Origin of the sequence: Kineococcus aurantiacus, assembly GCF_013409345.1 — a bacterium.
GTDB lineage: Bacteria > Actinomycetota > Actinomycetes > Actinomycetales > Kineococcaceae > Kineococcus > Kineococcus aurantiacus.
The window spans coordinates 2,312,909-2,337,259 of the sequence record NZ_JACCBB010000001.1 but is presented as its reverse complement, the minus strand read 5'-3'; the positions used below and the strand labels follow the sequence as shown (position 1 = coordinate 2,337,259).

The following is a 24,351-nucleotide window of genomic DNA, read 5'->3' as shown; positions in this document are numbered from 1 at the left end:
CGCCCGCCTCAGGTCAGGTCGAGGGTCGTCACCGACACCAAGTGCGCGCGGACGTCGGCGGCCATGTCGAAGCTGCGGCCCGACAGCAGCCACTGCACCTGCAGCCCGTCCATGAGCGCGACCAGGCCCCGGGCGCAGCGGGCGGGGTCGACGCCCTCGCGCAGCTGCCCGAGGTCGCGCAACTCCCCGAGCACGTGGTGCAGCCGCCCGACGACGCCGGTGTAGCGCGTCTGGAAGTACTCGTGCGCCGGGTGGCCGGCGGTCGTGGCCTCCGCCGACAGGGTGCAGTGCAGCTCGACGAGCCCCGGGCTGCCCTGGTTGCGCTCCAGCAGGTGCAGGAGGGCCCGCAGGTAGTGCTCGGGTCCGGCCTCGTGCGGCTCGAAGAGGTCCCGGTCGCGCTCGCCGCGCGCGTGCAGGACCGCGCCGAGCAGCGCGTCCTTAGTCGGGAAGTGGTACGTCAGCCCCTGCTGGGAGATGCCGATGCGGTCGGCGATCTCCCGCAGCGAGGCGTTGCGGTACCCGGAGGCGGCGAACACCGTCAGCGCGGCGTCGAGGATCTCCTGCCGCCGCAGGGCCGACTTGGCGTACTCGCCGCGCTCCTTCCGGGGGCGGCTGGTGTCGGTGGGCGGCACGTCCCCACCCTCCCACGGCCACCAATTTCTGAGTGGACTGAGAATTTCGTGTACGGTGCCGGTGCCCGGCGGTACCGCCGGGCGGGTACGCCCCACCGGTTCGAAGGAGAATCATGGACGGACACCTCACGACCCCCCGGTCCCGCCGTCGCGTCTCGCGGGCCGCCGCCGCGCTCGCCGGGCTCATCGCCGTCACGGTCGCCGGCACGACCACCTCCACCGCGGCACCGGCCGCCCCCGCCGCCGCGAGCGCGCAGCCGACCCTGTCCACCCGCGGCGTCCAGCTCCTGCAGATCGGCGGCCTGCAGTTCCGCGACCTCGACCGCGACGGTCAGCTGACCCCCTACGAGGACTGGCGGCTGACCCCCGAGCAGCGCGCCGACGACCTCCTGGGGCGCATGGACCTGGACCAGCGCGCCGGCCTGCTCGTCCACGGCAACCTCACCTCCTCCGGCACCACCTACGACGTCGCCGCGACCGTCCGCGACGTCGTCGACCGGCACGTCACCACCCTCATCACCCGGCTCTCCGCCGAACCCGGCCAGATCGCCGAGGCGAACAACCTCGTGCAGCTCATCGCCGAGCAGCAGCCGCTCGGCGTCCCGGTCCTCGTCTCCAGCGACCCCCGCAACGGCTTCTCCGTCACCGAGGGGCAGACCGTCGCCCGCACCGGCACCACCGCCGTCCCCGACGCGACCGGCCTGGCCGCCGCCGGCGACCCCGAGCTGACCCGCCGCGTCGCCGACGTCGTGCGCCAGGAGTTCCGCGCCACGGGCATCGCCGAACTGCTCGGCCCGCAGGCGGACCTGGCCACCGAACCGCGCTGGACCCGCATCAACGGCACCTTCGGCTCCGACGCGGACACCGCCCGCGACCAGGTGCAGGCCTACGTCGACGGCACCCAGGGCGGCAGCACCGGCCTGGACCGCGACAGCGTCGCCACCGTCACCAAGCACTGGGCCGGGTACGGCGCCCAGGTGAACGGCTACGACTCCCACTACGCCTACGGCCGCTACGCCGCGTTCCCCGGAGGGGACTTCGAGGAGCACCTGGTGCCCTACGACGGCGCCTTCGAGGCCGGGACCGCCGGCATCATGCCGACCTACTCCATCCTGCAGGACCTGGTGCGCGACGGCCACGAGGTCGAGCAGGTCGGCGCCGGGTTCAACTCCTACCTGCTGCAGGACGTCCTGCGCGGGGAGAAGGGTTTCGACGGGGTCGTCCTGTCCGACTGGGGCATCACCGGCGACTGCCCGCAGGAGTGCCTCGACAACCGGCCGCCGAACAGCTTCATCGGCTCCTGGGGCGTCGGCATGCCGTGGGGGATGGAGGACGCCACCCGCACCGAGCGGTTCGCCAAGGCCCTGAACGCCGGCGTGGACCAGATCGGTGGGGACTCCGACTCCACGCAGGTCGTCGCGGCCGTCGAGCAGGGGCTGCTCAGCGCCGAGCGCGTCGCGCAGGCCGCCCACCGCGTCCTCGTCCAGAAGTTCCAGCTCGGCCTGTTCGAGAACCCGTTCGTCGACCCCGCGGCCGCCGACCGGATCGCCGGCAACGCCCGGTTCCAGCGGATCGGCGACGAGGCGCAGGAACGCTCGCTGACCCTGCTGCAGAACACCGACGACCTGCTGCCCGTCAGCCGCGCCTCCGTCCGAACCGTCTACCTCGCCGGGGTCGACCCCGCCGTGGCGAAGGCCCGCGGCCTGCGCGTCACCGACGACCCGGCGAAGGCCGACCTCGCCGTCGTCCGCATCGCCGACCCGCGCTCCGGGGACGACCTCACCGGCCTGGAACCGACCGAGGAGCAGGAGGACGTCCGCCAGCTGCGGGCCGCGGCCGCCGCCGGGACCCCCACCGTCGCCGTGCCCAAGCTCGACCGCCCGCTCGTCCTGACGGGCGTGGCCGCCGTCGCCGACGCCGTGCTCGCCAACTACGGTGTGTCCGACGAGGTGCTCCTCGACACCGTCCTGGGCCGGCGCGCGCCGGGCGGGCGGCTGCCGTTCGAGCTGCCGTCCTCCGAGGCCGCCGTCGCGGCGCAGCTGCCCGACGTGGCCGACGACTCGGCCGACCCGCTGTTCGCGCGGGGTGCGGGCCTGTCGTACGACCGGCGCTGACCGCCCCCCGGCGGGTCCCCCGCGGGTCCGCCCCGGGGGACCCGCCGGGCCTCAGCGCGCCGACCAGCCGCCGTCGGAGGCGACCGTCTGGCCCGTCACCCAGGCCGCCTCGTCGCTGAGCAGCCACCCCACCAGCCGGGCCGCGTCGGCGGGGGTCCCCCACCGCCCGCCCGGGTTCGCCGCGGCCACCGCGGCCCGGCTCTCCTCGTCGGCGTACCCGGTGTCGTTCGGGCCGGGGTCGACGCAGTTCACGGTGATCCCGCGCGGGGCCAGGTGCACCGCCAGGCTGCGGGTCAGCTCGTGCAGCGCCGCCTTCGTGGCGATGTAGGGCAGTTCGGCCGGCATCGCCCCGTGGTACTGCCCGGAGGTGAACCACACGACCCGGCCCCCGGCGCGGGCGTCGTCGTGCTGCGCGGCGAAGGCCTGCACCAGCAGCAGGCTCGCGCGGACGTTCACCGCGTGGCTCAGGTCGACCTCGGCCGCGGTCAGCGCCTCCAGGTCCTGCCCGCTGCTGCGGGCGTGGTTCACCACGGCGGCGTCGAGGTGCCCGAACTCGGCGCGGGCGGCCTCGACCAGCGCGCGGGGCGCCTCCGGGTCGGCCAGGTCGGCGCTCACGTGCAGCACCCGCGCCCCCGCCGCCCGCAGTTCCCCGGTCAGCGCGCGCGGGCCGTCCTCGTCCGCGCCCCAGGGTTGCTCCGCGTCGTGCGGGGACCAGGTGTGCAGCACCACCGAGGCGCCGTCGGCGGCGGCGCGGCGGGCGACCGCGGCTCCGATCCCGATGCGCCGGCTCGCGCCGGTGACGAGGACGACGCGGTCCTGCAGGGGTTTCGCCATGACCGGATCATCGCGGGGCCGCGCGGGCCCGCGCACCGGGTTTGCGCCGCGGCGGGGGACCGGTCAGGGGGTCAGGGACCCCTCGCGCGCGCGACCGGCGGCCGCGGTGGCGCGCAGGGTGGGACCCCAGCGCTCGGCGTAGGCGGCGAGGGCGGGCGTGCCCGCACCGTGCTCCTCGGCCTCGCGGTCCAGGAGGGACAGCCCGGGGGCGGGGCAGGCCGCGCCGAGCTCGGCCAGCACGGGTTTGAGCAGCAGGTCCGGCGCGAGCGCGTGCGCCGGGCCGGCACCGAGCATGAGGGGGACGGCCACGACACCGCGCAGCCCCTCCCCGCCGGCGAACTGGTCGAGGAACAGCTTGAGCAGGCCGGTGTAGGTGGCCTTGAAGGTGGGGGAGGCGACGACGAGGAGGTCGGCGGCGGCCACGTCGGCGACGGCCTGCCGGACACCGGGGTCGCCCCACCCGAGCAGGCCCGGCCCGAGGGTGGTGACGTCGACGACCTGGTCCACCCCGGCCGGGGCGGGACCGTCGGCGGCGAGCAGCCCGGCGGCGGCGACCGCGGCGGTCAGGGTCCGGGAGGCGGGTTTCGGGTTGCCGCAGACGACGACCGTGCGCATCAGGCGCCGACCTTCGGCGTGAGGGTGCGGAAGCCGGAGGAGTGCCACACCAGGGGTTCGGTGCCGGGGGCACCGCCGAGGCTGTGGACCTGGAGGAGGACGACGTCGTGGTCGCCGGCGGGGGACTGCGAGTGGACCGAGCACTCCAGCCAGACGGGTGCGCCGTGCACGAAGTGGGCCCCGGAGTCGAGGGTGGTGGTCGTGATCCCGGCGAAGCGGTCGCCGGCCCGGGAGGCGAGCTGGCGGGCGGCGAGGTCGTGGGCCTCGCCCAGCACCGAGACGCCGATGCGGGTGCCGGTCTCGGCGGCGGCCTTGAGCCGGGGCCAGCTGGTGGAGGTGTGCTGGACGGCGAACAGGACCAGCGGGGGGTCCAGGGAGATGCCCACCTGGAAGGAGGAGGCGACCAGGACGACCGGCTCGGGACCGTCCTCGCCGGGCACGACGGCCGACAGCGCGGCGACGCCGGAGGGGAACAGGGCGAAGGTCGAGCGCAGCGCTGCGGGGTCCTCGCCGGCGGGGACCATCGGGACGGCGGTGGGGGCGGTGGGGGCGTGGTTCACGGGTGGTCGCCTCTCGGGTGCGGGGTGGGGGTCGTGCTCGGGGTCGTGCGGGGGGCGGGGTGGGCGGCGAGGGCCAGGTCGCCGGTCGTGGGGTAGGCCCAGCGCAACCGCCCCAGGGGCAGGCCGGTGCGCCCGGCGACGTCCTCGTGCGTGAGCCGGCCCTCCCGCAGCAGCGCGTCCACCGCCGCGGCCACGAGGAGCGCCTGGCGCTCGGTGCGCCGGGAACGCCGGCCGGCCAGGACCTCCGGGCGCTCGGGGCTGCGGCGCGCGGAACGGCGCACCGGGTGGCGGCGGCCGGCGTGGGGGGTGCGGGCGGGTGCCGGTCCCGGGCTCGTCGGGGGTGTCACCGCGACCGCGCGCCCGGGTCGCCCAGCAGGTGCTCCAGGCCCGCGCCCACGGCCCACCGCCGGGTGTCCTCGACGTCGCGGCGCAACTGGTCCACGAGTTCGGCGGACCCCTCGTAGCGGCGCTGCGGGCGCAACCTGACGTGCAGGTCGATCCGGATGCCGCGCCCGTAGAGGTCCCCGTCGAAGTCGAGGAGGTTGGCCTCGAGCAGCCGCTCGCCGTCCTTGCCGTAGTAGGTGGGTCGGTGCCCCACCGAGACGGCGGCCACGTGCGTCGTCCCGCCGGTCCCGTCCGGGCCCGGCGCGATCCGCACCGTGCCGGCCCACACGCCGTCCTTCAGCCCGTGCGGGGGGACGGCCACGTTCGCGGTGGGGAAGCCGAGCAACCGGCCCCGTTCGTCACCGTGCTCCACGACCCCCTCGACGCGCAGGGCGGCGCCGTGGTCCCGGGGGACGGGGACGTCCGTGCGCGGTGCCGCGGACACCTGCTCGGGGTCGTTCGTCGTGGTGGGGCGCACGTCGTTCTCCTCTCGCGGTCTTCCTGGTGGTCTTCCTGGTGGTCGGTCCTGGTGGGTCTCGGTGCGCCGGTGCGGCGGGGCGGCGCTCACGCGCCGTCGCCGAGGTGGCCGGCGAGGGTCGTGGCGGAGTACTCGCGGCGCGCGTGGCCCGCCCGTTGCAGCGCCGGGACGACCCCGTCGACCACCTCGTCCACGAACCGCATCGTCAGCTCGCCGGAGCCGGAGTAGAAGAGGAAGCCGTCGCCGCCGGTCGCCTCGAGCGCCTCGACCATCTGCGCCGCGACGGTGTCGGGGGACCCCACGAGCTCGACGCTCTCCGTCTGGTCCTCGGCCAGGGCGTCGCGGAACGTCTTGCCGGCGTGGCGGCGGGCGAACTCGGCGGTGGTGCTCTGGCCGTCCTGGGCCAGGGCCGGCAGCGGCGCGTCGAGGTCGTAGCCCGACCAGTCGACGCCGCCGCCGCTCATCATCGCCAGCCGCCGCAGCGCGCGCTCGTCGCGGCGGGCGAACTGCCGGTCCCGCGACGCCCGCGCCTCGGCGTCGGTCTCGGCGATCGTCGGCGTCACGATGAACAGCACCTTGCACGCGGCCGGGTCGCGGCCCGCGGCCTCGGCCGCCCGGCGCACGTCGTCGACGTGGGCGCGCATCTGCTCGACGCCCTTGGGCAGGGCCACGACCGTGTCGGCGTGACGACCCGCGAACGCGCGGCCGCGCGCCGAGCCCCCCGCCTGGCAGATGACGGGCCGGTACTGCGGGCTGGGCGGGGAGTTCAGCGGGCCGCGGGAGGAGTACCACTTCCCCTCGAAGTCCACGGTGCGGACCTTGGCGGCGTCGACGTAGGTGCCGGTGGCGCGGTCGGCGACGACGGCGTCCTCCTCCCAGGACTCCCACAACCGCACCACGAGGTCGACGAACTCCTCGGCCATGTCGTAGCGCAGGTCGTGGGCGGAGACCCCGTCGCGCAGGGCGTCGTCCCGGATCCCGAAGTTCGCCAGCGCCTGGTCGGGGGCGCCCGTCACCACGTTCCACCCGGCGCGTCCCCGGCTGAGGTGGTCCAGGGTCCGGATCAGGCGGGCCAGCAGGAACGGGGGGTAGAAGGTGGTGTTCGCGGTGACGACCAGCCCGAGGTGACGGGTCTCACGCGCGATCGCCGCGGCCAGCGGCATCGGGTCGTTCTTGGGGGCCCGGACCACCTGCTGGAGCTCCAGCTCGAACGACCCGCCGTAGGTGTTCGAGACGTAGCTGGAGTCCTCCAGCAGCAGGTAGTCGAACCGTGCCTCCTCCAGCCGGCGGGCCAGGTTGACGTGGAAGTCGCCCGACATCCAGGTGTCCGCGGCGCGGCCGGAGAACTCCGCCTTCCAGGACGGGGGGAGGTAGTTCGTGAACCATCCCAGGTGCACGGTCAGAAGGCCATGAGGTTGTCGCGGAACAGCTCGTGCTCGTACCGGCGGCGCACCCGGCCGAGGTCGGCGAGGGCGCCGACGAGACCGTCGGTGAGCTCGGCGATGGCCTTGCGGCTGCCGCCACCGGTGATGAGGTACCCGTCACCCCCCACCTCGTCGAACTCCTCGGCCATCGCCGCGGCGACCTTGTCCGGGGTCCCCACGAACGCCGGGTTCGTGTAGCGGGTGGCCCACGCCCCGGTCGCCTCCCGCAGCGTCGAGCCGAGCGCGAGGAACTTCTCCAGCGTCGTGCGGTGACCGTTGGTCTCCAGCGCACCCAGGGGCGCGTCGGGGTCGACGGCGGAGAAGTCGATCTCGGTCAGCGCGCCCATGTGGCCGAGGCTGACCTCGACGGCCGCCTCGCCGGGGTGGCGCATCTCCTCGTGGATCCGGTCGGCCTCGGACTGCGAGGCGGCGACGATGGGGAGGGTGATGTACATGACCTTGATCGAGTCCGGGTCGCGCCCGGCGCCCTTGGCGCGGCTGCGGATGTCGTCGCGGAACTCGCGCATGTCGCGCACACCCTGTGCGGCGCAGATGATCGCGTCGGCGTGCCGGGCGGCGAACTCGCGCCCGCGCGGTGAACCGCCGGCCTGCAGGTACACCGGGCGGCGTTGCGGGGACGGCAGGGTGTTCAGCGGCCCGCGCACCTTGTAGAAGCGGCCGTCGTGGTGGATGGGGGCGACGTGGTCGGCGTCGACGTAGGTGCCGGTGGCCCGGTCCGCGACGAGCGCGCCGTCCCCCCAGGAGTTCCACAGCCCCTCCACGACCTCGACGAACTCGTCCGCCCGGTCGTAGCGGCTGTCGTGCTCGTGCAGCACGTCCATGCCGAAGTTCTGCGCGGCCCTGTCCTCCGAGGAGGTCACGATGTTCCAGCCGGCCCGCCCGCCCGAGAGGTGGTCGATGGTCGACAGCGAGCGGGCGAGCAGGAACGGCGGGTAGAAGGACGTCGACGCCGTCGTGACGATGCCGATGTGCCGCGTCTCGCGCGCCAGCACCGGGGCCAGGGCGAGCGGGTCGTGCTTGGGGGCGTAGAGGGAGTGCTTCAGGTCGGCGTGCATCGTGCCGCGGAACCCGTCGGACACCATGGAGGAGTCCTCGAGCATCATGAAGTCGAACCTCGCGCGTTCCATCGCACGGATCCAGTCGACGTGGTAGTCGCCGTTGGTCCACTCGCGGGCCTCGTCGGCACTGACCCACGGGGTGGTCCAGGCGGGGCGCGTGAAGTTCATGAACCAGCCGAGGTGCATCTTCCGGGGAGCGCTCAAGGGGTCGAGTCCTCACTCGTCGGAGGTGAGTTGTTCGACCGAGTGTCACCGACGCCGTGTTTCCGCCGGACGTCACGACCATTAACGCCCTGTTTCGCCACCGCGGTGAGCACGGAACCCCCGAACAACGCCACCCGCCCCGCGGAGCCGGTGCCGCGGCCCGGTGGGCCGGTGGCGTTAATGGCGTCTGCACGCCCCTGACCTGCGGTTCCGTCCGGCGAAATGTGTCCGACACGTGTTCGGAAGACGCCTGAAACCCGCGGCCTGCATGCTCGCCACCACGCAGCCCCGGACACCGCCGTACCGACTGCACCCGGACCGGCGCCGCCGGTCCGGGCCTGCCCCCCCGAGCACGTCGACGCAGGAGGTGCCGTGAGCGAAGACCGACCAGCGACCCTGACGCAACTGGCCGCCGACCAGGTCGTGAAGACCTACCGCCGCGGGGCCGCGCCGGCCGTGGCGGGGATCGACCTGGAGATCGGGCCGGACACCGCGCTCGGCATCGTGGGCGAGTCCGGGTCCGGCAAGTCGACCCTGGCGCGCATGCTCGCCGGGCTGGAGACCCCCACCAGCGGCAGGGTGCTCCTCGACGGCGAACCCGTCGTGAACCTGCTGCGGTCGCGCACCGGACGCAGCGACCTGCGCCGCGCGGTGCAGTACGTCGCGCAGGACACCAGCTCCTCCTTCGACCCCCGGCGCACCCTGCGCGACTCCGTCCGGCTGCCGCTGCTGCGGCTGCTGCGGCTGGACCGCGCCGCCGCCGACGCCCGCGTGGACGAGGTCCTGACGTCCCTGGAGATCGCCCCCGCCCTGGCGGACCGGCTGCCCCGCAACGTCTCCGGCGGTCAACGCCAGCGGTTCGCGATCGCCCGCGCCCTCGTGGTCTCCCCCCGCGTCCTCATCTGCGACGAGGTGGTCTCCGCGCTGGACGTCTCCGTCCAGGGCGCGGTCCTGAACCACCTGCGGCGGCACACGGTCGCCACCGGCTGCGGCCTGGTGTTCGTCTCCCACGGCCTGCCCGCGACGGCCTTCATCTCCTCGCACCTGCTGGTCGTGCAGGGGGGACGGGCCGTCGAGCACGGCACGGTGGAGGAGGTCGTCGGCTCCCCGCGGCACGACTACACCCGCACGCTGCTCGCGGCCCACTCCGGGCCCGGTCTGCGGGCCGCCTCGTGAGCACCGGGCTCCAGCCCCAGGTCGCCGACCCGCCGGCGACCACCCGCCCCGGCGCGCGCTCCGGGTCGGCCGCCGGCCGGCTGATCGCCCGCCACCGCTGGTGGATCACCCGCCTCCTCGCGCTGCCGCTGCACCTCCTCCTCTTCGCCGTCGCGACCTTCTTCCTGGTGCGCCTGATCCCCGGCGACCCCGCCCGCGAGGTCGTCGGGCCCGAGGCCACCCAGGAGGACTACCTCGCCACCCGCGAGCGGCTGGGACTGGACGGGAGCCTGCCCGACCAGCTCGCGACCTACCTCGGCCGCCTGCTGCACCTCGACCTCGGCGAGTCCATCGCCACCGGCCGGTCGGTCACCGCGGAGATCGGCGACCGCCTGCCGGGCACGGTGGAACTGGCGGTCACGGCGTTCACCTGGCTCGTGCTGGTGACCCTGGTCCTGTCGACCGTGGTCGTCGCCCGGCCCCGCTCCCTCGCCGCCCGCCTCGTGCGGGGCTACGCCCAGGCCGCCGGTTCCGTGCCCGAGTTCGTCGTCGGCGTCTTCGGCATCTTCCTGTTCTACGCCACCCTGCACGTGGTCCCCGCGCCCACCGGGCGCATCCGCCCCGGGCTGGTGGCCCCCGAACCCCTCACGCACTTCCCGCTGCTCGACGCGGTGCTGCGCGGGGACCTGCCCGTCGTGAACTCGATGACCTCCCGGCTGCTGCTCCCGGTCTGCGTGCTCGTCGTGTCGGTCTGCCCCGTGCTGCTCAAGCAGCTGCTCTCCTCCCTGGAGGAGGCGACCGCCTCGCAGCCCACGAGGTTCATGGCCGCGGCCGGCGCCCCGCGCCGCTCGGTCTGGGCGGCGACCTACCGCCGGGCCCTGCCGCCGGTGGTGACCATGAGCGGCAACGTGTTCGGCTCGCTCGTGGGGGGTGCGGTGATCCTCGAGACGCTGTTCGGGCTCGGGGGGATGGGCAGCTACGCCGTCGACGCCGTGAGCACGACCGACTTCGTCGCCCTCCAGGGTTCGCTGCTCGTGGTGGGCGCGCTGTCGATGGTCGTGTTCCTCCTCGTCGACGTGGTCAACATGACCCTCGACCCGCGCCGCAAGCCGGGCAGGAAGGTGGCCGGCTCGTGACCGACCTCAAGACCACCGGCGGTGCGCCCGCCGTCGTCGGCACCGCCACCCCGGCGCCGCGGACGCGGCGCCGGGTGCGGGCGGGCACCGTCCTCGTCGCCCTGCCCGTGCTCGCCGTGCTCGTCCTGGCGGTGATCGGCCCCTGGGTCGCGCCGCTGGACCCCACCCGCGTCGTCGGGACCCCCTCCTCGGCCCCCGGCGGGGAGTTCCTGCTCGGCACCGACAACTCCGGCCTCGACGTGTTCTCCCGCACGCTGGCCGGCGCCCGCGTCGACGTCGTCATCGCCGCGCTCGCGACGCTGCTCGCGACCTCGGCCGGCGTCGCCGTGGGCCTGGTGGTGGGCATGAACGAGTCCCGCGGCGGGATCGGGGGACTGCTCGCCCGCGGCACCGCCCGCGGCATGGACCTGCTCGAGGCCGTCCCCACGATCATCGTCGCCCTCGTCGTCGTGTCGTTCTTCGGCACGAGCACCCCGACGATGGTGCTCACCCTCGCGATCGTCCTGGCCCCGCTGCAGGCGCGCCTCGTGCGCACCGAGGTGCTGCGGGTCCGGCACGACGCCTACCTCGACGCCGCGCGGCAGGCCGGGCTCACCGAGCTGGAGCTCGTCGTCCGCCACGTCCTGCCGAACTCGGTCACCCCCGCCTTCCAGAACGCCCCCGTGCTGTTCGGGGTGACGATCATCCTCACCGCGGCGCTCGGGTTCCTCGGCGTCGGCCTCCCGCCGCCCACCCCGGAGTGGGGCGCCATGATCACCCGCGGGGCGGGTGACGCGGCCGTCGGGAAGTTCTGGGCCGCCGGTGCCCCCGCCGTCGCCCTCTGCCTCACCGTCGCGAGCGTCTCGCTGCTCGGGCGCCGCCTCACCGCCGACCTCCGGCGCTGAACACCCCCCCTCCTCGTCCTCCCGCCGTCCCGCAAGGAGAGCGCATGTCGCCGTCCCGTCCTCACCCCACCGCGCCCGGACCCAGCCGGCGCCGGGCCCTGCAGTACCTCGGAGTCGGCGGAGCCGTCGCCGGCGTGCTCTCGGCCTGCTCCGACGAGGCCCCCGCCGACGAGGGGGGCGGCACCGCCGCGCGCACGGAGATCGTCGTGGTGACCCCCGACCAGGCCTCGAACGTGGTCCGCGACTACGGCTACACCGCGGGCACCGACAACCAGGACGTCACCAACAACCTGCACGCCCAGCTGCTGCGCAAGCCGTACGTCGAGGACGGCAACGCGCTGAACCAGGACCTCTACACCTTCGAGCCGTACCTGGCCGAGAGCTACGAGACGAGCCCGGACGGGCTGACCTTCACCTTCCACCTCAAGCAGGGCGTCCTGAGCCAGCAGGGCAACGAGCTCACCGCCGACGACGTGCTGTGGTCCTTCGAGCGGAAGTTCGCCACCCCCGGCGGGGGCATGGCCGGCTACTACAAGCCCATGCTCACCGACCCGGCGACGCAGATCCGCAAGGTCGACGACCACACGGTGACCTTCACGGTCGCCAAGGCCGGTTACGGCCTGACCCTGCTGGCCAACCTCGCCGAGAACATCGGCTCCATCTACGACAGCACCCACCTCAAGGCCAATGCCACCCCCGACGACCCCTACGCGGTCCAGTGGGGCGCGGCCGACATGATGCGCGGCAACGTCGGGTTCGGGGCGTACGAGCTGGAGTCGGTGACGGCCGGGCAGGAGATCGTGATGGTCTCCAACCCGGACTTCGTCCTCGGGCCGCCCGCCATCACCCGGATGACCCGCCGCCTCGTCGAGGACGCGGCGACCCGCGCCAACATGGTCCGCCAGGGCGACGCCGACATCGCCCTCGGCCTGCGGCCCTCCGACCAGCAGTCGCTGGAGGCGGACAGCGCGGTCACCGTCCCGGACACCCGGACGAACAGCTACCTGCTGCTGGCGATGAACACGACCCGCCCGCCCTTCGACGACCCGGCCGTCCGCTACGCGATGTCCTTCGCCGTCCCGTACGACAAGATCATCTCCGACGTCTACTTCGACCGCGCCTACCAGTACAACCACATCCTCGACGACACCGCGCCCGGCTACGAAGACAGCGCGCTGCCGGAGTTCACCTTCGACCCCGACCACGCCAAGCAGCTCCTGGCCGCCGCGGGGGCGAGCGACCTCTCCTTCACCCTGAGCGTCAACAACCAGCTGCCGTCGGTGCAGGACACCGCCATCCAGATCCAGTCCGCCCTCGCCGACGCCGGGATCACCGTCCAGATCGCCGAGCTGCCGGCGGCGCAGCTGAACCAGGACTCCCTCGACGGCAAGCTGCAGGCCAGCCTCGCCGTCGGCGCCGCCGTGACGAACACCCCGCCCTACATGCTCTCGCTGCTCACCCAGCCCGGCGGCGGGTCCAACACCGCCCTGTGGAACGACCCGGAGTTCCTCGCCGAGGTCACCGCCGGGCTCGACGCCGGTGACGCCCTCGGGGCGCCGGCGATGGCGCACTGGCAGACCGCGGAGCTGCGCATGGTGACGCAGGCCCCCTACGTGATGATCGCCCGGGTCAAGCCCGCGGCGGTGCTGCGCTCCGACATCGACGGCTTCGCCCAGCGCACCGACTTCCGCATCGACTACTCCAACCTGAAGATCGCGTGAGCCCGCTGCCCGCGGGGACCCGGAAGTTCCACCTCGGCTGGTTCGGCGCCTACGTCCCGCCGGGCTGGAACCAGCCCTTCGAGGGGACCGAGCGCAGCCACCGCGACTGGCTCGACGGCAGCTTCTACGTCGACTTCGCCCGCCAGCTCGAACGCGCCTGCTTCGACGTCCTGCTGCTGGAGGACTCCTCGATGGTGTCCGACACCTACGGCGGGACCGCGGAGGCGACGCTGGCCCGGGGCGTGTGGGCGCCCAAGGGCGACCCGATCGCGCTGGCCCCGCTGCTGACGGCGGCCACGAAGCACCTCGGCGTCTCGATCACGGCCTCCACGAGCTTCTACCCCCCCTACCTGCTGGCCCGCGCGGTGTCGACGCTGGACCACCTGTCCGGTGGCCGGATCGGCTGGAACGTCGTCACCTCCAGCGAGGACCGGGCGGCGCAGAACTTCGGCATGGACCGGCTGCCCCCGCACGACGAGCGGTACGAGCGGGCGCAGGAGCACGTCGAGCTCGTCGACGCGCTGTGGGCGTCGTGGGAGCCGGACGCCCTCGTCATGGACCGCGCCACGAACACCTACGTCGACCACACCAAGGTCCACCCGATCGACTTCCGCGGCAAGCACCACTCCTCGCGCGGCCCGCTGAACACCCTGCCGCCCCCGCAGGGCCGGCCCGTCGTCAGCCAGGCCGGGGGGTCACCCCGGGGGCGCGAGTTCGCCGCCCGCAACGCCGACCTGGTCATGGCGCTGCCCAAGGGCGTCGCGGCGATGAAGGAGTACCGCGACGACGTCCGGGCCCGGGCGGAGGCGTTCGGCCGCGACCCCGACGACGTCAAGGTGATGTTCATCGTGTCCCCGGTCCTCGGCGCCACCGAGTCCGAGGCGGCCGAACGCCTCGAACGCAAGCGCGAGGCCGTGCGGGCCGACCCGACCGGGCAGCTCGTCGGCTGGTCGGGCAGCATGGAGATCGACTTCTCGCAGTTCGACCTCGACGAACCGCTCCCGGCCACCGCCCGCACCAACGGGCACCAGTCGACGCTGGACACCTTCCGGAAGTGGTCCGGGGACCGCACCCTGCGCGAGGCCGTCCACGACTACCGGACCGAGGCCCTCGAGCTCGTCGGGACCCCCGAGTCCGTCGCGGACCAGATGGAGGCCGCCATGGCCGAGGTCGGCGGCGACGGGTTCATGCTCTGGATGCAGCCGCCCACCCGGCAGTACGTGGCCGAGGTGACCGACGGCCTCGTGCCCGCGCTGCAGCGACGCGGCCTCGTCCGCACCGAGTACACCCACAAGCACCTGCGCGACAACCTCCTCGAGTTCTGAAGGGCCACCACATGACTACCCCGAAGTTCCACCTCGGATGGTTCCTGGGTGCCGGGTTCGGCGTCCAGAGCTGGAACCAGCCCTGGTCCGGCACCGGCGCGCAGGACTGGATGATGCCGGACCAGTACGTCGACCTCGCGCACAGCCTCGAACGGGCCTGCTTCGACTTCCTCATCATGGAGGACTCCGTCCAGGTCTCCGACACCTACAAGGGGTCGATGGAGTACTACCTGCGCACCGCCTCCGCCGCGCCCAAGCACGACCCCGCCGTGCTGGCCGCGATCCTGGCCCACGAGACGAAGCACCTGGGCATCGTCCCGACCCTGACCACGACCTTCTACCACCCGTACACCGTGGCCCGGATGATGACGACCCTCGACCACATCGCGCGGGGCCGCATCGGCTGGAACGTCGTCACGGGGTCCAACACCCGGGCCGCGCAGAACTACGGCTTCGAGATGCCCGAGCACGACGTCCGGTACGAGATGGCCGACGAGTTCGTCGAGCTCGCCCACAAGCTCTGGGACACCTGGGAGAGCGACGCGGTCCTGGCCGACGTCGAGAACGGCGTCTACGCCGACCACGAGAAGGTTCACCGCCTCGACTTCCAGGGCAAGCACTACGCCTCGCGCGGGCCCCTGAACACCGTCCCCAGCCCGCAGGGCTCGCCCGTCGTCCTGCAGGCCGGCGGCTCCAGCGCCGGCAAGGCGTTCGCCGCCCGCTGGGCCGAGGCGATCATCTCCAACCCGCACGGCACCGACAAGATGCGCGCCTACCGCGAGGAGATCCGCACCCTCGCCGCCGAGCAGGGCCGCGACCCCGACGACGTGAAGGTCCTCTACCTCATCTCCCCGGTGTTCGGGGAGACGACGGCCGAGGCGCAGGCCAAGCTGCAGCGCCGCAAGGACGCCCAGGCCAGGAACATCGACGGCCTGCTCGCCGGCCGGTCGCACCTGTCCGGGATCGACCTGTCGCAGTACGACCTCGACGCCCCGCTGCCCGCCGACCTGGAGAGCAACGGGCACCGCAGCAGCTTCGCGGAGTTCAAGGGCGACGGCACCCAGACCTTGCGCGAGCGGCTCATCGCCCACTCCGCGATCGACACCATCGAGTTCGTCGGGACCCCCGAGGACGTCGCCGACCAGATGGCGGGCGTGGTGCAGGAGGTCGGCGGGGACGGGTTCCTCATCGCCGGGGCCCCGATGAACCGGCGGTACGTCGCCGAGGTCACCGACGGCCTCGCGCCCGTCCTCAAGCGGCGCGGCCTGACCCGCGACCGGTACGAGTTCGCCCACTTCCGCGACAACCTGCGCGCGTTCTGAGCCCAGAGGAGGCGGGAGAGACGATGTTCCACCTGGCGTGGTTCCTCAGCTGGCAGGTGCAGAGCTGGAACGGCACGTGGTCCGGGGAGGGGGGGAACGAGTGGAACCACCCCGACCTGTACGTCGACATGACCCGATCGCTCGAACGGGCCGGATTCGACTACGTCATGTTCGAGGACGGCGCCTTCGTCCCCGACAGCTACGGCGGCGGCCACGACTGGTGGCTGGCCCGGGCGCGCTCGGTCCCCAAGCAGGACCCCATGCAGCTGCTGCCCATCCTGTCCCAGCACACCGAGCGCCTCGGCCTCGTCGGCACGATGTCGACGTCGTTCTACCCGCCCTACATGGCCGCGCGCACCATGGCGACGATCGACCACCTCAGCCACGGCCGGGCGGGGGTGAACCTGGTGACCTCGCACAACACCCGCACCGCGCAGAACTTCGGGCACGAGGACATCTTCGAGCACGACCTGCGCTACGAGATGGCCGACGAGTGGATCGACCTGGTCAAGCAGCTGTGGGGTTCGTGGGACGCCGACGCGCTCGTCCAGGACCGCGCGCGCAACGTCTACGTGGACGGTTCGCGGGTCCGCCCGATCGACTTCCGCGGCACCTGGCACTCCAGCCGCGGCCCGCTGAACACCCTGCCGCCGCCGCAGGGCCACCCCGTCATCTGCCAGGCCGGGGGTTCGACCGCCGGCCGGGCGCTGGCCGCGAAGCACTGCGACACGCTGCTGGCGCAGGTCGAGTCGGTCGAGGCCATGAAGGAGTACCGCGCCGACGTCCGCGCGCGGATGGCCGAGGCCGGCCGGGACCCCGACTCGTGCAAGGTCATGTTCATCGTGTCCCCCGTCCTGGGCGAGACGCAGGCCGACGCCGAGGCGAAGAACGCCCGCGCGCTCGCCGGTTTCAAGGCCGACATCTCGGTCAACCTGGCCAACATGTCCTACGCCAGCGGCGTCGACTTCGCCCGGTACGACCTCGACGCGCCCTTCCCGGACCTGTCCGGCACGAACGCCACCCGTTCGTCCATGGTCATGATGTCGGCCAACGCGGCCGGCATGACGCTGCGCGAGGCCGCCGAGTCGAACGTCCGGCGCTCCGTCGACCTCGTCGGGACCCCCGACGCGGTCGCCGCGCAGATGGGTGAGATCGCCGAGGAGGTCGGCGGCGACGGGTTCCTCATCTCCGGCAACGTCAACCGGCGCTACATCGCCGAGATCACCGACGGCCTGGTCCCCGAGCTGCGCAAGCGCGGCCTGGTCCGCGACGGGTACACCCACGAGCAGTTCCGCGACAACCTGCTGGAGTTCTGATCCGCGTGCCCTCGGACCGCCCCGCGCCCGTGCGGATCCCCCGCGCGGCCTGGCTCACCGTGTCCTCCACGGCCCTGGGGCTCGTCGTGGCGTTCTCCAGCGTGAGCATGGTCCCGGTCGCCCTCCCGGCGATGATCGAGGACCTCGACGCGAGCGGGGTGCAGGGGCAGTGGTTCCTGCTCGCCTACCTGCTGGCGTGCTCGGCGCTCATCCTCGTCGCCGGGCGGGTGGCCGACGCGTGCGGCCGCCGCCCGGTGTACCTGACGGGGCTGGCCCTGTGCACCCTCTCGGTCGCGGGCACCACCTTCGCGTCCGACCCCTGGCTGGTCGTGGCGCTGCGGGGGGTGCAGGGGCTCGGGGCGGCCTGCGTCATCACCAACTCCACGGCGCTGCTGGTGGAGGTCTTCCCGCCCAGCCGGCTCGCCGTCGGGATCGGCGCGAACATCGGCATCATGTCCGTCGCGACCGCGATCGGGCCGCTCGTCAGCGGGGTCCTCACCGAGGCCGTCGGCTGGCGCGCGGTGTTCGCGGTGGGCGCCCCGCTGGGGCTCGTCGGGCTCGTGTGGGCCGGGTTCGCCCTGCCGCGGGTCCCGCGCGCGCCCCGCCGGGCCGGCCGGCCCGACGTGGCCGGTGCCCTCGCGTCGGCGACGCTCATGGCCGCGGTGGTGTTCGGCGCGAACCAGGCCGGTGCGTCCGGGTGGACGCCGACGGCGGTCGGCGCCCTCGTGGTGGCCGCGGCCGCCGGCGCCGTCCTGCTCCTGGTGGAGCGCCGCGCCGGTGACCCGGTCGTCGACCTGGGCCTGCTGCGGGAACGGTTCCGCGGGTCCGCCTACGGCGCCACCGGTCTGTCGACGCTGGCCGAGGGGTCGGTCGCCGTCGTCGTCGTCTGGCACCTGCAGCAGGACGGCGGGTCCTCCCCGCTGGAGGCGGGGGTCCAGGTGACCGCGCTGGCCGTCGGGACGGCGACCGCGTCGCTGGTGGCCGGGCGGTTGTCGCCGCTGTTCTCCGGCCGGGCCCTCACCACCGCCGCCGTCACCGGCTCGACCGTCGTGCTGGCGCTCATCGCACTGCACTTCGCCGGCCCGGCGGAGTCCGTCCCGCTGTGGGCGCTGCTGTGCGCGATCGGCCTCACCGGCGGGATCTTCAAGACCGCCAACGCGGCCGCGCTCAACGTCGGCGGCGACGCGGGGCAGGCCGGGATGGTCAACGGCCTGCGCGTGGCCGTCGACAACACCGCCGTCACCGTCGCGGTCGCGGTGGGCCTGGCGATCACCGGTTCGGCCGGTGTCGTCGTCTGCTTCGCCGTCCTGGCCTGCCTCTCGCTGCTGGCCGTCGTCCCCGCCTGGAACCGCGGTCTGCACGCGGAGGAACCGTTCCGCGTCCGCGCCACCCAGCTCGCCGCCTGACCCGACGACCCGAGGAGTCCCCGTGCCGATGTTCCACCTGGGGTGGTTCACCAACTTCAGCAACCCGCCGTGGAACCACCCGTGGGCCGGTACCGAGGGCCGCGACTGGCCCCGCGGCGACGCCCACGTCGAGTTCACCCGCGCCCTGGAGCGCGCCTGCTTCGACTACGTCATGCTCGAGGACTCCTCGATGGTCAGCGACGCCTACGAGGGGTCGATGCGGGCCGACCTCAAGCACGGCCTCTACGCCCCCAAGCACGACCCGGTGGTGCTCGCCCCGCTGCTGGCCGCCGCCACCGAGCGCATCGGCATCGTGGCGACAGCGTCCACGTCGTTCTACCCGCCGTGGCTGCTGGCCCGCCGGTTCGCGACGCTGGACCACATCTCCCACGGGCGCATCGGCTGGAACGTCGTGACCTCCAGCGAGGACCGCGCCGCGCAGAACCACGGCATGGACGCCCTGCCCGCGCACGACGAGCGCTACGAACGGGCCGACGAGTTCGTCGACGTCGTCGGCCGGCTCTGGGACAGCTGGGAACCGGACGCCCTCGTCCTGGACCGCGAGCGGGGCGTGTACGTCGACCACGAGAAGGTCCACGTGCTGGACCACCGCGGCAAGCACTTCGCGACCCGGGGCCCGCTGAACCTCACGCGCCCCCCGCAGGGCCGGCCCGTCCTCTGCCAGGCCGGGGGTTCCCCCCGCGGGCGCGACTTCGCCGCCCGGAACGCCGACACCGTCCTGGCGATGCTCTCGGACCCGGACGAGATGAAGGAGTACCGCGACGACGTGCGGGCCCGCATGGTCGCGATCGGCCGGAACCCGGACGACTGCAAGATCATGTTCATCACGACCCCCGTGCTGGGGGACACGGAGGAGGAGGCGCGCGCCAAGGCCGAGGTGGTGCGCACCCCGACCGAGACGAAGATCGAGGTCTCCCTGGCGCACATGTCCGCCGTGAGCGAGGTCGACTTCGCCGCCTTCGACCTGGACACGCCGATCGCCGACCTCGACGTGCGCACCAACGGCCACCAGTCGTCCCTGGCGAGCTTCCTGAGGAACGGGAGCACCGTCCGGGAGGCGGCGATCGCCTCCATGAACAAGGTGCTGCACTTCGTGGGAACCCCCGAGTCGGTCGCCGAGCAGATGGGCGAGACGATGGAGCACGTCGGCGGCGACGGGTTCCTGTTCACCGGCAACATCGGCCGGCGCTTCGTCGGCGGGATCACCGAGGGACTCGTCCCGGCCCTGCAGCGGCGCGGCCTGACCCGCACCGCCTACACCCACGAACGGTTCCGCGACAACCTGCTCGACTTCTGACGGAGGACCCCTGTGCCCCGACCCTTCACCGTCGGCTGGTTCACCAGCTACCTCGTCCCCGACTGGACCGGCCCCTGGGCCGGTGACGCCGGTGAGGAGTGGATCGACGGCACCTTCGCGATCGAGACCGTCCGCGAACTCGAACGCGCCGGCGTGGACCTCGTCGTGCTGGAGGACATCAGCTACCTCGCCGACATCGTCGGCGGCACGTTCGAGGCGGAGCTGCGGACGAACTCGCGGGCCCCGAAGTCCGACCCGCTGCCCTTGGTGGCCCGCCTCGCGGCCGAGACCTCGACGATCGGGCTCATCGCCACCGCGTCGAGCACCTTCTACCCGCCGGAACTGCTGGCCCGCAAGTACGCCGCGCTGGACCACCTCTCCGGTGGCCGGGCCGGCTGGAACGTCGTGACGTCGACGGGGGACCGGGCCGCGCAGAACTTCGGCATGGACGTCCTGCCGCCGCACGCCGAGCGCTACGCCCGGGCGCAGGAGTACCTGGAGACGGTCCACGCCCTGTGGGGCTCCTCGACCCCGCCGGTCGGGGACCGCCCGGTGATCTGCCAGGCCGGCGCCTCCCCCGCGGGCATCGAGCTCGCCGGCCGCTTCGCCGACGTCGTCGTCGCCGCCCCGCACGGGGTGGCCGCCATGCGCGAGTACCGCGAGCGGGTCCGCGACGCGGCCGTCGCCGCGGGACGGTCCGCCGACGACGTGCAGGTGCTGTTCATGGTGACCCCGCTGGTCGCCGAGACCGACGAACTGGCGCAGCAGTACGCCGAGAGGTTCTACGCCCCGACCGGGGCGGCCCTGTGGCGGCGGATCGTGCAGCTGTCCGGTGACATCGACTTCTCCGCCTTCGACCTCGACGCGCCGCTGCCGGAGTCCACGAGCACCCAGGGCAGCCGCAGCATCCTCGACAACCTGCGCCGGATGGCCGCCGGCCGGACGCTGCGGGAGGTGCTCAGCACGCAGCGCACCGAGTCGGTGCGCCTCGCCGGGACCGCCGAGGGCGTGGCCGACCGCATGGTCGAGGTCCTCGACGAGGTCGGCGGCGACGGGTTCCTGCTGTTCGGCGGCGGTGGCGGCGTCCTGACCCGCCGCTACGTGCGCGAGGTCTGCGACGGGCTGATGCCGGAACTGCGCCGCCGCGGGCTGGCCGGCCGCGGTGTCCCGGGGGAGGGGCTGCGCGAGCGGCTGCGCCGCCGGCGGGGCGTCACCGACGCCGCGGGGGTCGCGCTGGGGGTCGCGCCGTGACCGGGTCCGCCCGCTGGCGCTGGGGAGCCGTGACGACCTTCCCCCGCTGGGCCGCCGACGGTGACGCCGCGGTGGAGCTGCTGCGCCGCCTCGGGCGCGCCGGGGCCGGTCTCGTCCTCGTCGACCCGGCGGGGGAGGGCCCGCAGCTGGAGGGGTCGGCGCTCGCGGCGTTCGCCTCCGCCGTCCCCGCGGCACCCGCGGTCCTGGCCGGGACGCGCAGCGCGGAGGTGCCGCCGTACCTGCTCGCCCGGGAGCTCGTGACCCTGGACCACCTCACGCACGGCCGGTCGGGGTGGTGGTGCACCGACACCGCCGCCGACCCCGGCCGGGTCGACGAGCACCTCGACGTCGTGGCCCGGTTGTGCGCCTCGTGGGAACCCGGCGCCGTCGTCCGGGACCGGGTGAGCGGCGCCTACGCCGACCACCGCAAGGTCCACCCCGTCGACCACGCGGGGACCCACTACCGGGTGCGGGGGCCGCTGAACACGGTCCCCCCGCGCCGCCAGCCCGTCGTCGTCCTCGACGGCGCCGCGCCCGAGGTCGTCGACGTCGCCGCCCGGCGGGCCGACGTCCTCGTCCTGGCCACCGGCGACGACGGCGTGCACGCGGCGCGCGACCGGCACGCCGACGCCGTCGCGCGGCTGCGCGCCGGGCTGGTCGCGGCCGGCCGCGCCGTGACGGCCTGCACCGTCCTGGTCCGTGTTCCCGCCGGCACCCGCCCCGCGGACCTCCTCGCCGCCGTCCGCGACCGCGGTGCCGACGGTTTCCTGCTCGACCTGCCCCTCGTCACGGGTCCGGCGCTCGACCGCGCGCTGGCCGACGTCACCGCCGGCCTCGTCCCCGACCTCGTCCGGGCCGGTGTGCTCGGCCCCGCCCGGAACCCCGGGACCACCACCCTGCGAGAACACCTGGAGATGGACTGATGCACCTCGGATGGTTCGCCACGACCGGTTTCGGCGTCTACGGCTGGAACCAGCCGTGGAGCGGGAACCAGCCCCAGGACCTGGGCAGGCCCGGCCTGTTCGTCGACATGGCGACGACGCTGGAACGCGCCGGTTTCGACTACGTGATGCTCGAGGACTCCTCGGTGCTGCCCGACGTGTTCCGCGGCACCTTCGAGAGCTCGGTGGCGCGGGGCGTCCAGGTCCGGTTCGACCCGCTGCCGCTGGTCCCGCTCATGGCCGCCGCGACGCGGCACATCGGGATCATCGCCACGGTCGCGACGACCTTCTACCCGCCGTTCCTGGCCGCCCGGCTGTTCCAGACGCTGGACCACGTCACGGGCGGCCGGGTGGGGATCAACCTGGTGACGGCCTCGGCCGACGGCGCGGCCCAGAACTACGGCCTGGACAAGCACGTCCAGCACGACCTGCGCTACGAGATGGCCGACGAGTGGGTCGAGGTGTGCCGCAAGCTGTGGGCGTCCTGGGAACCCGACGCGCTCGTGCTCGACCCGCGGTCCGGGGTGTTCGCCGACCACACGAAGATTCACACCGTCGACCACGTAGGGACCCACTACCGCTCGCGCGGGCCGCTGAACCTGCCGGCCGGCCCGCAGGGCGGCCCGGTGCTCTGCCAGGCCGGCGCCTCGCCGGCGGGCCGGGCCTTCGGCGCGAAGCACGCCGACACGATCATCGCGGCCCAGACCGGCGTCGCGGCCATGCGCGACTACAAGCTCGACATCGCCAAGCGGCTCGTGGACAACGGCCGCGGTGCCGACGACGCCAAGGTCATGTTCCTGGTGAACCCGATCCTCGGCGACACCGACGACGAGGCGCTCGCCAGGCGGGACCGGCTGCGGGAGGCGCAGCGGTCCAACGTCGACGGGGTGCTGGCGGCCCTGTCGTACTTCACCAGCACGGACTTCTCGCAGTTCGACGTCGACGCACCGCTGCCGGACCTGTCGGGCAACAACGGCCACCAGGGGACCGTCGCCGACATGTTCCGCAACGGGAAGACGTTGCGGGAGATCGCGACCAACCACCGCACGACCGAGTCGGTGGAGCTGTGCGGCTCGCCGGACACCGTCGCCGAGCGCATGGGGGAGATCATGGAGGAGGTGGGTGGGGACGGGTTCCTCATCGCCGCCCCGGTCACCCGGAAGAACCTCACCGAGATCGGCGACGGCCTCGCGCCGGCCCTGCGCCGGCGCGGTCTGCTGCGGGACCGGTACCCGCACGGCACGTTCCGCGAGAACCTGCTGTCGGCCTGAGGTGCTGCCCGAGGTGCTACTGCAGGGGGAGGTCGACGTCGGCGAAACCCCCGGACCCCACGGCGCGCTGGGGGCCGTGGTCCCCGCCGAGCAGCGCGACGCGGTCCCCCCGGAAGTGGGTGAAGCTCAGCTCCCGGGGGGTCCCGTCGGTCTGGCGGGTCGTGAGCTCGCGCAGCAGCACCGGGGAACCCTCCGGGACCCCGAGCAGACCCGCCGCCCGCTCCTCGCAGGACACCGCCTCGACGACCGAGCTGCTGCCGCCGTAGGGGACGTCGAAGAGGCTCTCGAACACCTCCGCGATCGGCGGGTAGCGCACGTGGTTCTCCTCGATGCGGGTGGTGAACTCCTCCGCGGTGAGGTCCGTCACGTTGTACCCCACGCGCAGGTACAGCGGGGCCCCGCCGACGAACCCGACCTGCTCCAGGAGCAGCACGGACACCACGTCCGTGCCCAGGCCCTGCTGCACCACCGGCGGGGTGCTGATGCGCCGGCACTCCAGGGTGCTGACCCGCAAACGCCCCTCGTCGGCCGCGCCCTCGTAGGCCCGCGGGCCCACCTCGCCGTCGTGGACGGCGACGATGTCGTGCAGGACGCTGGTCCCGGCCCGGCGCTGGCGGACCACCACCCCGTCGTCGGCCAGCATCTGCAGCGCGCGGCGCACGGCGTTGCGGCTCGCTCCCAGGTGCCGGACGAGTTCGGCCTCGCCCAGCGCCGTGTCCGGGGACGCGGTGCCGCGGCGGATCATCGAGCGGATCAGTTCGTAGACGCGCCGCGGCGACGTCTGCACCTCCTCGGTGCGGGCCCGGCGCGCGCGCTCGAACTCGGCCCGGCGGGCTTCCTGCGCGTCACCGGTGGGCATCCGCCGTCCTCCTCCCCGACTCTTCCGGAATTCCGTATCGCCGCTCAGAATAGGCACCGTGCGCCGGGGCGTGGACCCCGTTCCACGTGCCACCCGCACCCCGTCCCCCAGGAAGAGGTGGT

Annotated in this window: 22 protein-coding genes; 13 read left to right on the top strand and 9 right to left on the bottom strand. The window is 73.7% G+C overall.

Translation table 11 applies throughout. The features are described from left to right. Positions 1–8: 8 nt before the first annotated feature. Complete coding sequence (locus BJ968_RS11325; RefSeq protein WP_179751880.1) at positions 9–632, bottom strand: TetR family transcriptional regulator; 624 nt, start codon at positions 630–632, stop codon at positions 9–11. 113 nt (positions 633–745) lie between these two features. Between BJ968_RS11325 and BJ968_RS11320 the strand changes: the two genes are divergently transcribed. Continuing rightward, on the top strand, positions 746–2,746 hold the full coding sequence (locus tag BJ968_RS11320; RefSeq protein WP_179751878.1) for a glycoside hydrolase family 3 protein: 2,001 nt from the start codon (positions 746–748) through the stop codon (positions 2,744–2,746). Positions 2,747–2,797: 51 nt separating this feature from the next. Here the strand turns inward: BJ968_RS11320 and BJ968_RS11315 are convergent, their stop codons facing one another. From BJ968_RS11315 to BJ968_RS11285, 7 genes are all read right to left on the bottom strand, one after another. Continuing rightward, positions 2,798–3,580, bottom strand: a complete 783-nt coding sequence (locus BJ968_RS11315) for an SDR family oxidoreductase (RefSeq protein ID WP_179751876.1) — start codon at positions 3,578–3,580, stop codon at positions 2,798–2,800. A gap of 63 nt (positions 3,581–3,643) precedes the next feature. Further along, complete coding sequence (locus BJ968_RS11310) at positions 3,644–4,195, bottom strand: NADPH-dependent FMN reductase (RefSeq protein WP_179751874.1); 552 nt, start codon at positions 4,193–4,195, stop codon at positions 3,644–3,646. Then, complete coding sequence (locus BJ968_RS11305; RefSeq protein WP_179756565.1) at positions 4,195–4,719, bottom strand: flavin reductase family protein; 525 nt, start codon at positions 4,717–4,719, stop codon at positions 4,195–4,197. The genes BJ968_RS11310 and BJ968_RS11305 overlap by 1 nt, the downstream gene beginning before the upstream one ends. A 32-nt stretch (positions 4,720–4,751) precedes the next feature. After that, entirely contained in the window at positions 4,752–5,036 is a 285-nt protein-coding gene (locus BJ968_RS11300; protein ID WP_179751872.1) for a hypothetical protein, read from the bottom strand. 62 nt (positions 5,037–5,098) lie between these two features. After that, positions 5,099–5,617, bottom strand: a complete 519-nt coding sequence (locus tag BJ968_RS11295; RefSeq protein ID WP_218885003.1) for a riboflavin kinase — start codon at positions 5,615–5,617, stop codon at positions 5,099–5,101. Between the two features lie 86 nt (positions 5,618–5,703). Continuing rightward, on the bottom strand, positions 5,704–7,014 hold the full coding sequence (locus BJ968_RS11290; protein ID WP_218885002.1) for an NtaA/DmoA family FMN-dependent monooxygenase: 1,311 nt from the start codon (positions 7,012–7,014) through the stop codon (positions 5,704–5,706). 2 nt (positions 7,015–7,016) lie between these two features. Next, positions 7,017–8,324, bottom strand: coding sequence for an NtaA/DmoA family FMN-dependent monooxygenase (locus BJ968_RS11285; protein ID WP_218885001.1), 1,308 nt, complete (start codon positions 8,322–8,324; stop codon positions 7,017–7,019). A gap of 372 nt (positions 8,325–8,696) precedes the next feature. On the opposite strand from BJ968_RS11285, the gene BJ968_RS11280 reads away from it, so the two are divergent. From BJ968_RS11280 to BJ968_RS11225, 12 genes are read left to right on the top strand one after another with little or no spacing between them, the layout of a single operon-like run. Next, positions 8,697–9,500, top strand: a complete 804-nt coding sequence (locus BJ968_RS11280) for an ATP-binding cassette domain-containing protein (protein ID WP_218885000.1) — start codon at positions 8,697–8,699, stop codon at positions 9,498–9,500. After that, positions 9,497–10,615, top strand: coding sequence for an ABC transporter permease subunit (locus BJ968_RS11275; protein ID WP_218884999.1), 1,119 nt, complete (start codon positions 9,497–9,499; stop codon positions 10,613–10,615). The genes BJ968_RS11280 and BJ968_RS11275 overlap by 4 nt, the downstream gene beginning before the upstream one ends. Beyond that, the gene (locus tag BJ968_RS26600) at positions 10,612–11,499 is read left to right on the top strand and encodes an ABC transporter permease subunit (protein ID WP_179751866.1); all 888 of its coding nucleotides are present in this window, start codon (positions 10,612–10,614) and stop codon (positions 11,497–11,499) included. The genes BJ968_RS11275 and BJ968_RS26600 overlap by 4 nt, the downstream gene beginning before the upstream one ends. A gap of 44 nt (positions 11,500–11,543) precedes the next feature. Continuing rightward, positions 11,544–13,220, top strand: a complete 1,677-nt coding sequence (locus tag BJ968_RS11265) for an ABC transporter substrate-binding protein (protein WP_179751863.1) — start codon at positions 11,544–11,546, stop codon at positions 13,218–13,220. Further along, positions 13,217–14,545, top strand: coding sequence for an NtaA/DmoA family FMN-dependent monooxygenase (locus tag BJ968_RS11260; RefSeq protein ID WP_218884998.1), 1,329 nt, complete (start codon positions 13,217–13,219; stop codon positions 14,543–14,545). The genes BJ968_RS11265 and BJ968_RS11260 overlap by 4 nt, the downstream gene beginning before the upstream one ends. Positions 14,546–14,556: 11 nt before the next feature. Next, positions 14,557–15,867: an NtaA/DmoA family FMN-dependent monooxygenase gene (locus BJ968_RS11255; protein ID WP_179751861.1), complete on the top strand. Its 1,311-nt coding sequence runs from the start codon at positions 14,557–14,559 to the stop codon at positions 15,865–15,867. Between the two features lie 23 nt (positions 15,868–15,890). Further along, a complete protein-coding gene (locus tag BJ968_RS11250) occupies positions 15,891–17,183 on the top strand; it encodes an NtaA/DmoA family FMN-dependent monooxygenase (protein ID WP_179751859.1) in 1,293 nt (430 codons plus the stop codon). Between the two features lie 5 nt (positions 17,184–17,188). Further along, a complete protein-coding gene (locus BJ968_RS11245) occupies positions 17,189–18,589 on the top strand; it encodes an MFS transporter (RefSeq protein ID WP_179751857.1) in 1,401 nt (466 codons plus the stop codon). Between the two features lie 28 nt (positions 18,590–18,617). After that, complete coding sequence (locus BJ968_RS11240; protein WP_179756554.1) at positions 18,618–19,907, top strand: NtaA/DmoA family FMN-dependent monooxygenase; 1,290 nt, start codon at positions 18,618–18,620, stop codon at positions 19,905–19,907. Between the two features lie 12 nt (positions 19,908–19,919). Further along, positions 19,920–21,158 (top strand): LLM class flavin-dependent oxidoreductase, encoded by a 1,239-nt coding sequence (locus tag BJ968_RS11235; RefSeq protein ID WP_179751855.1) that lies wholly within the window; start codon positions 19,920–19,922, stop codon positions 21,156–21,158. Next, positions 21,155–22,081, top strand: coding sequence for an LLM class flavin-dependent oxidoreductase (locus tag BJ968_RS11230; protein WP_179751853.1), 927 nt, complete (start codon positions 21,155–21,157; stop codon positions 22,079–22,081). Before BJ968_RS11235 ends, BJ968_RS11230 begins: the two co-directional genes overlap by 4 nt. Then, a complete protein-coding gene (locus BJ968_RS11225; protein ID WP_218884996.1) occupies positions 22,081–23,370 on the top strand; it encodes an NtaA/DmoA family FMN-dependent monooxygenase in 1,290 nt (429 codons plus the stop codon). The genes BJ968_RS11230 and BJ968_RS11225 overlap by 1 nt, the downstream gene beginning before the upstream one ends. Positions 23,371–23,386: 16 nt before the next feature. Here the strand turns inward: BJ968_RS11225 and BJ968_RS11220 are convergent, their stop codons facing one another. After that, positions 23,387–24,229 (bottom strand): GntR family transcriptional regulator, encoded by an 843-nt coding sequence (locus BJ968_RS11220; protein ID WP_179751850.1) that lies wholly within the window; start codon positions 24,227–24,229, stop codon positions 23,387–23,389. Between the last annotated feature and the right edge of the window lie 122 nt (positions 24,230–24,351).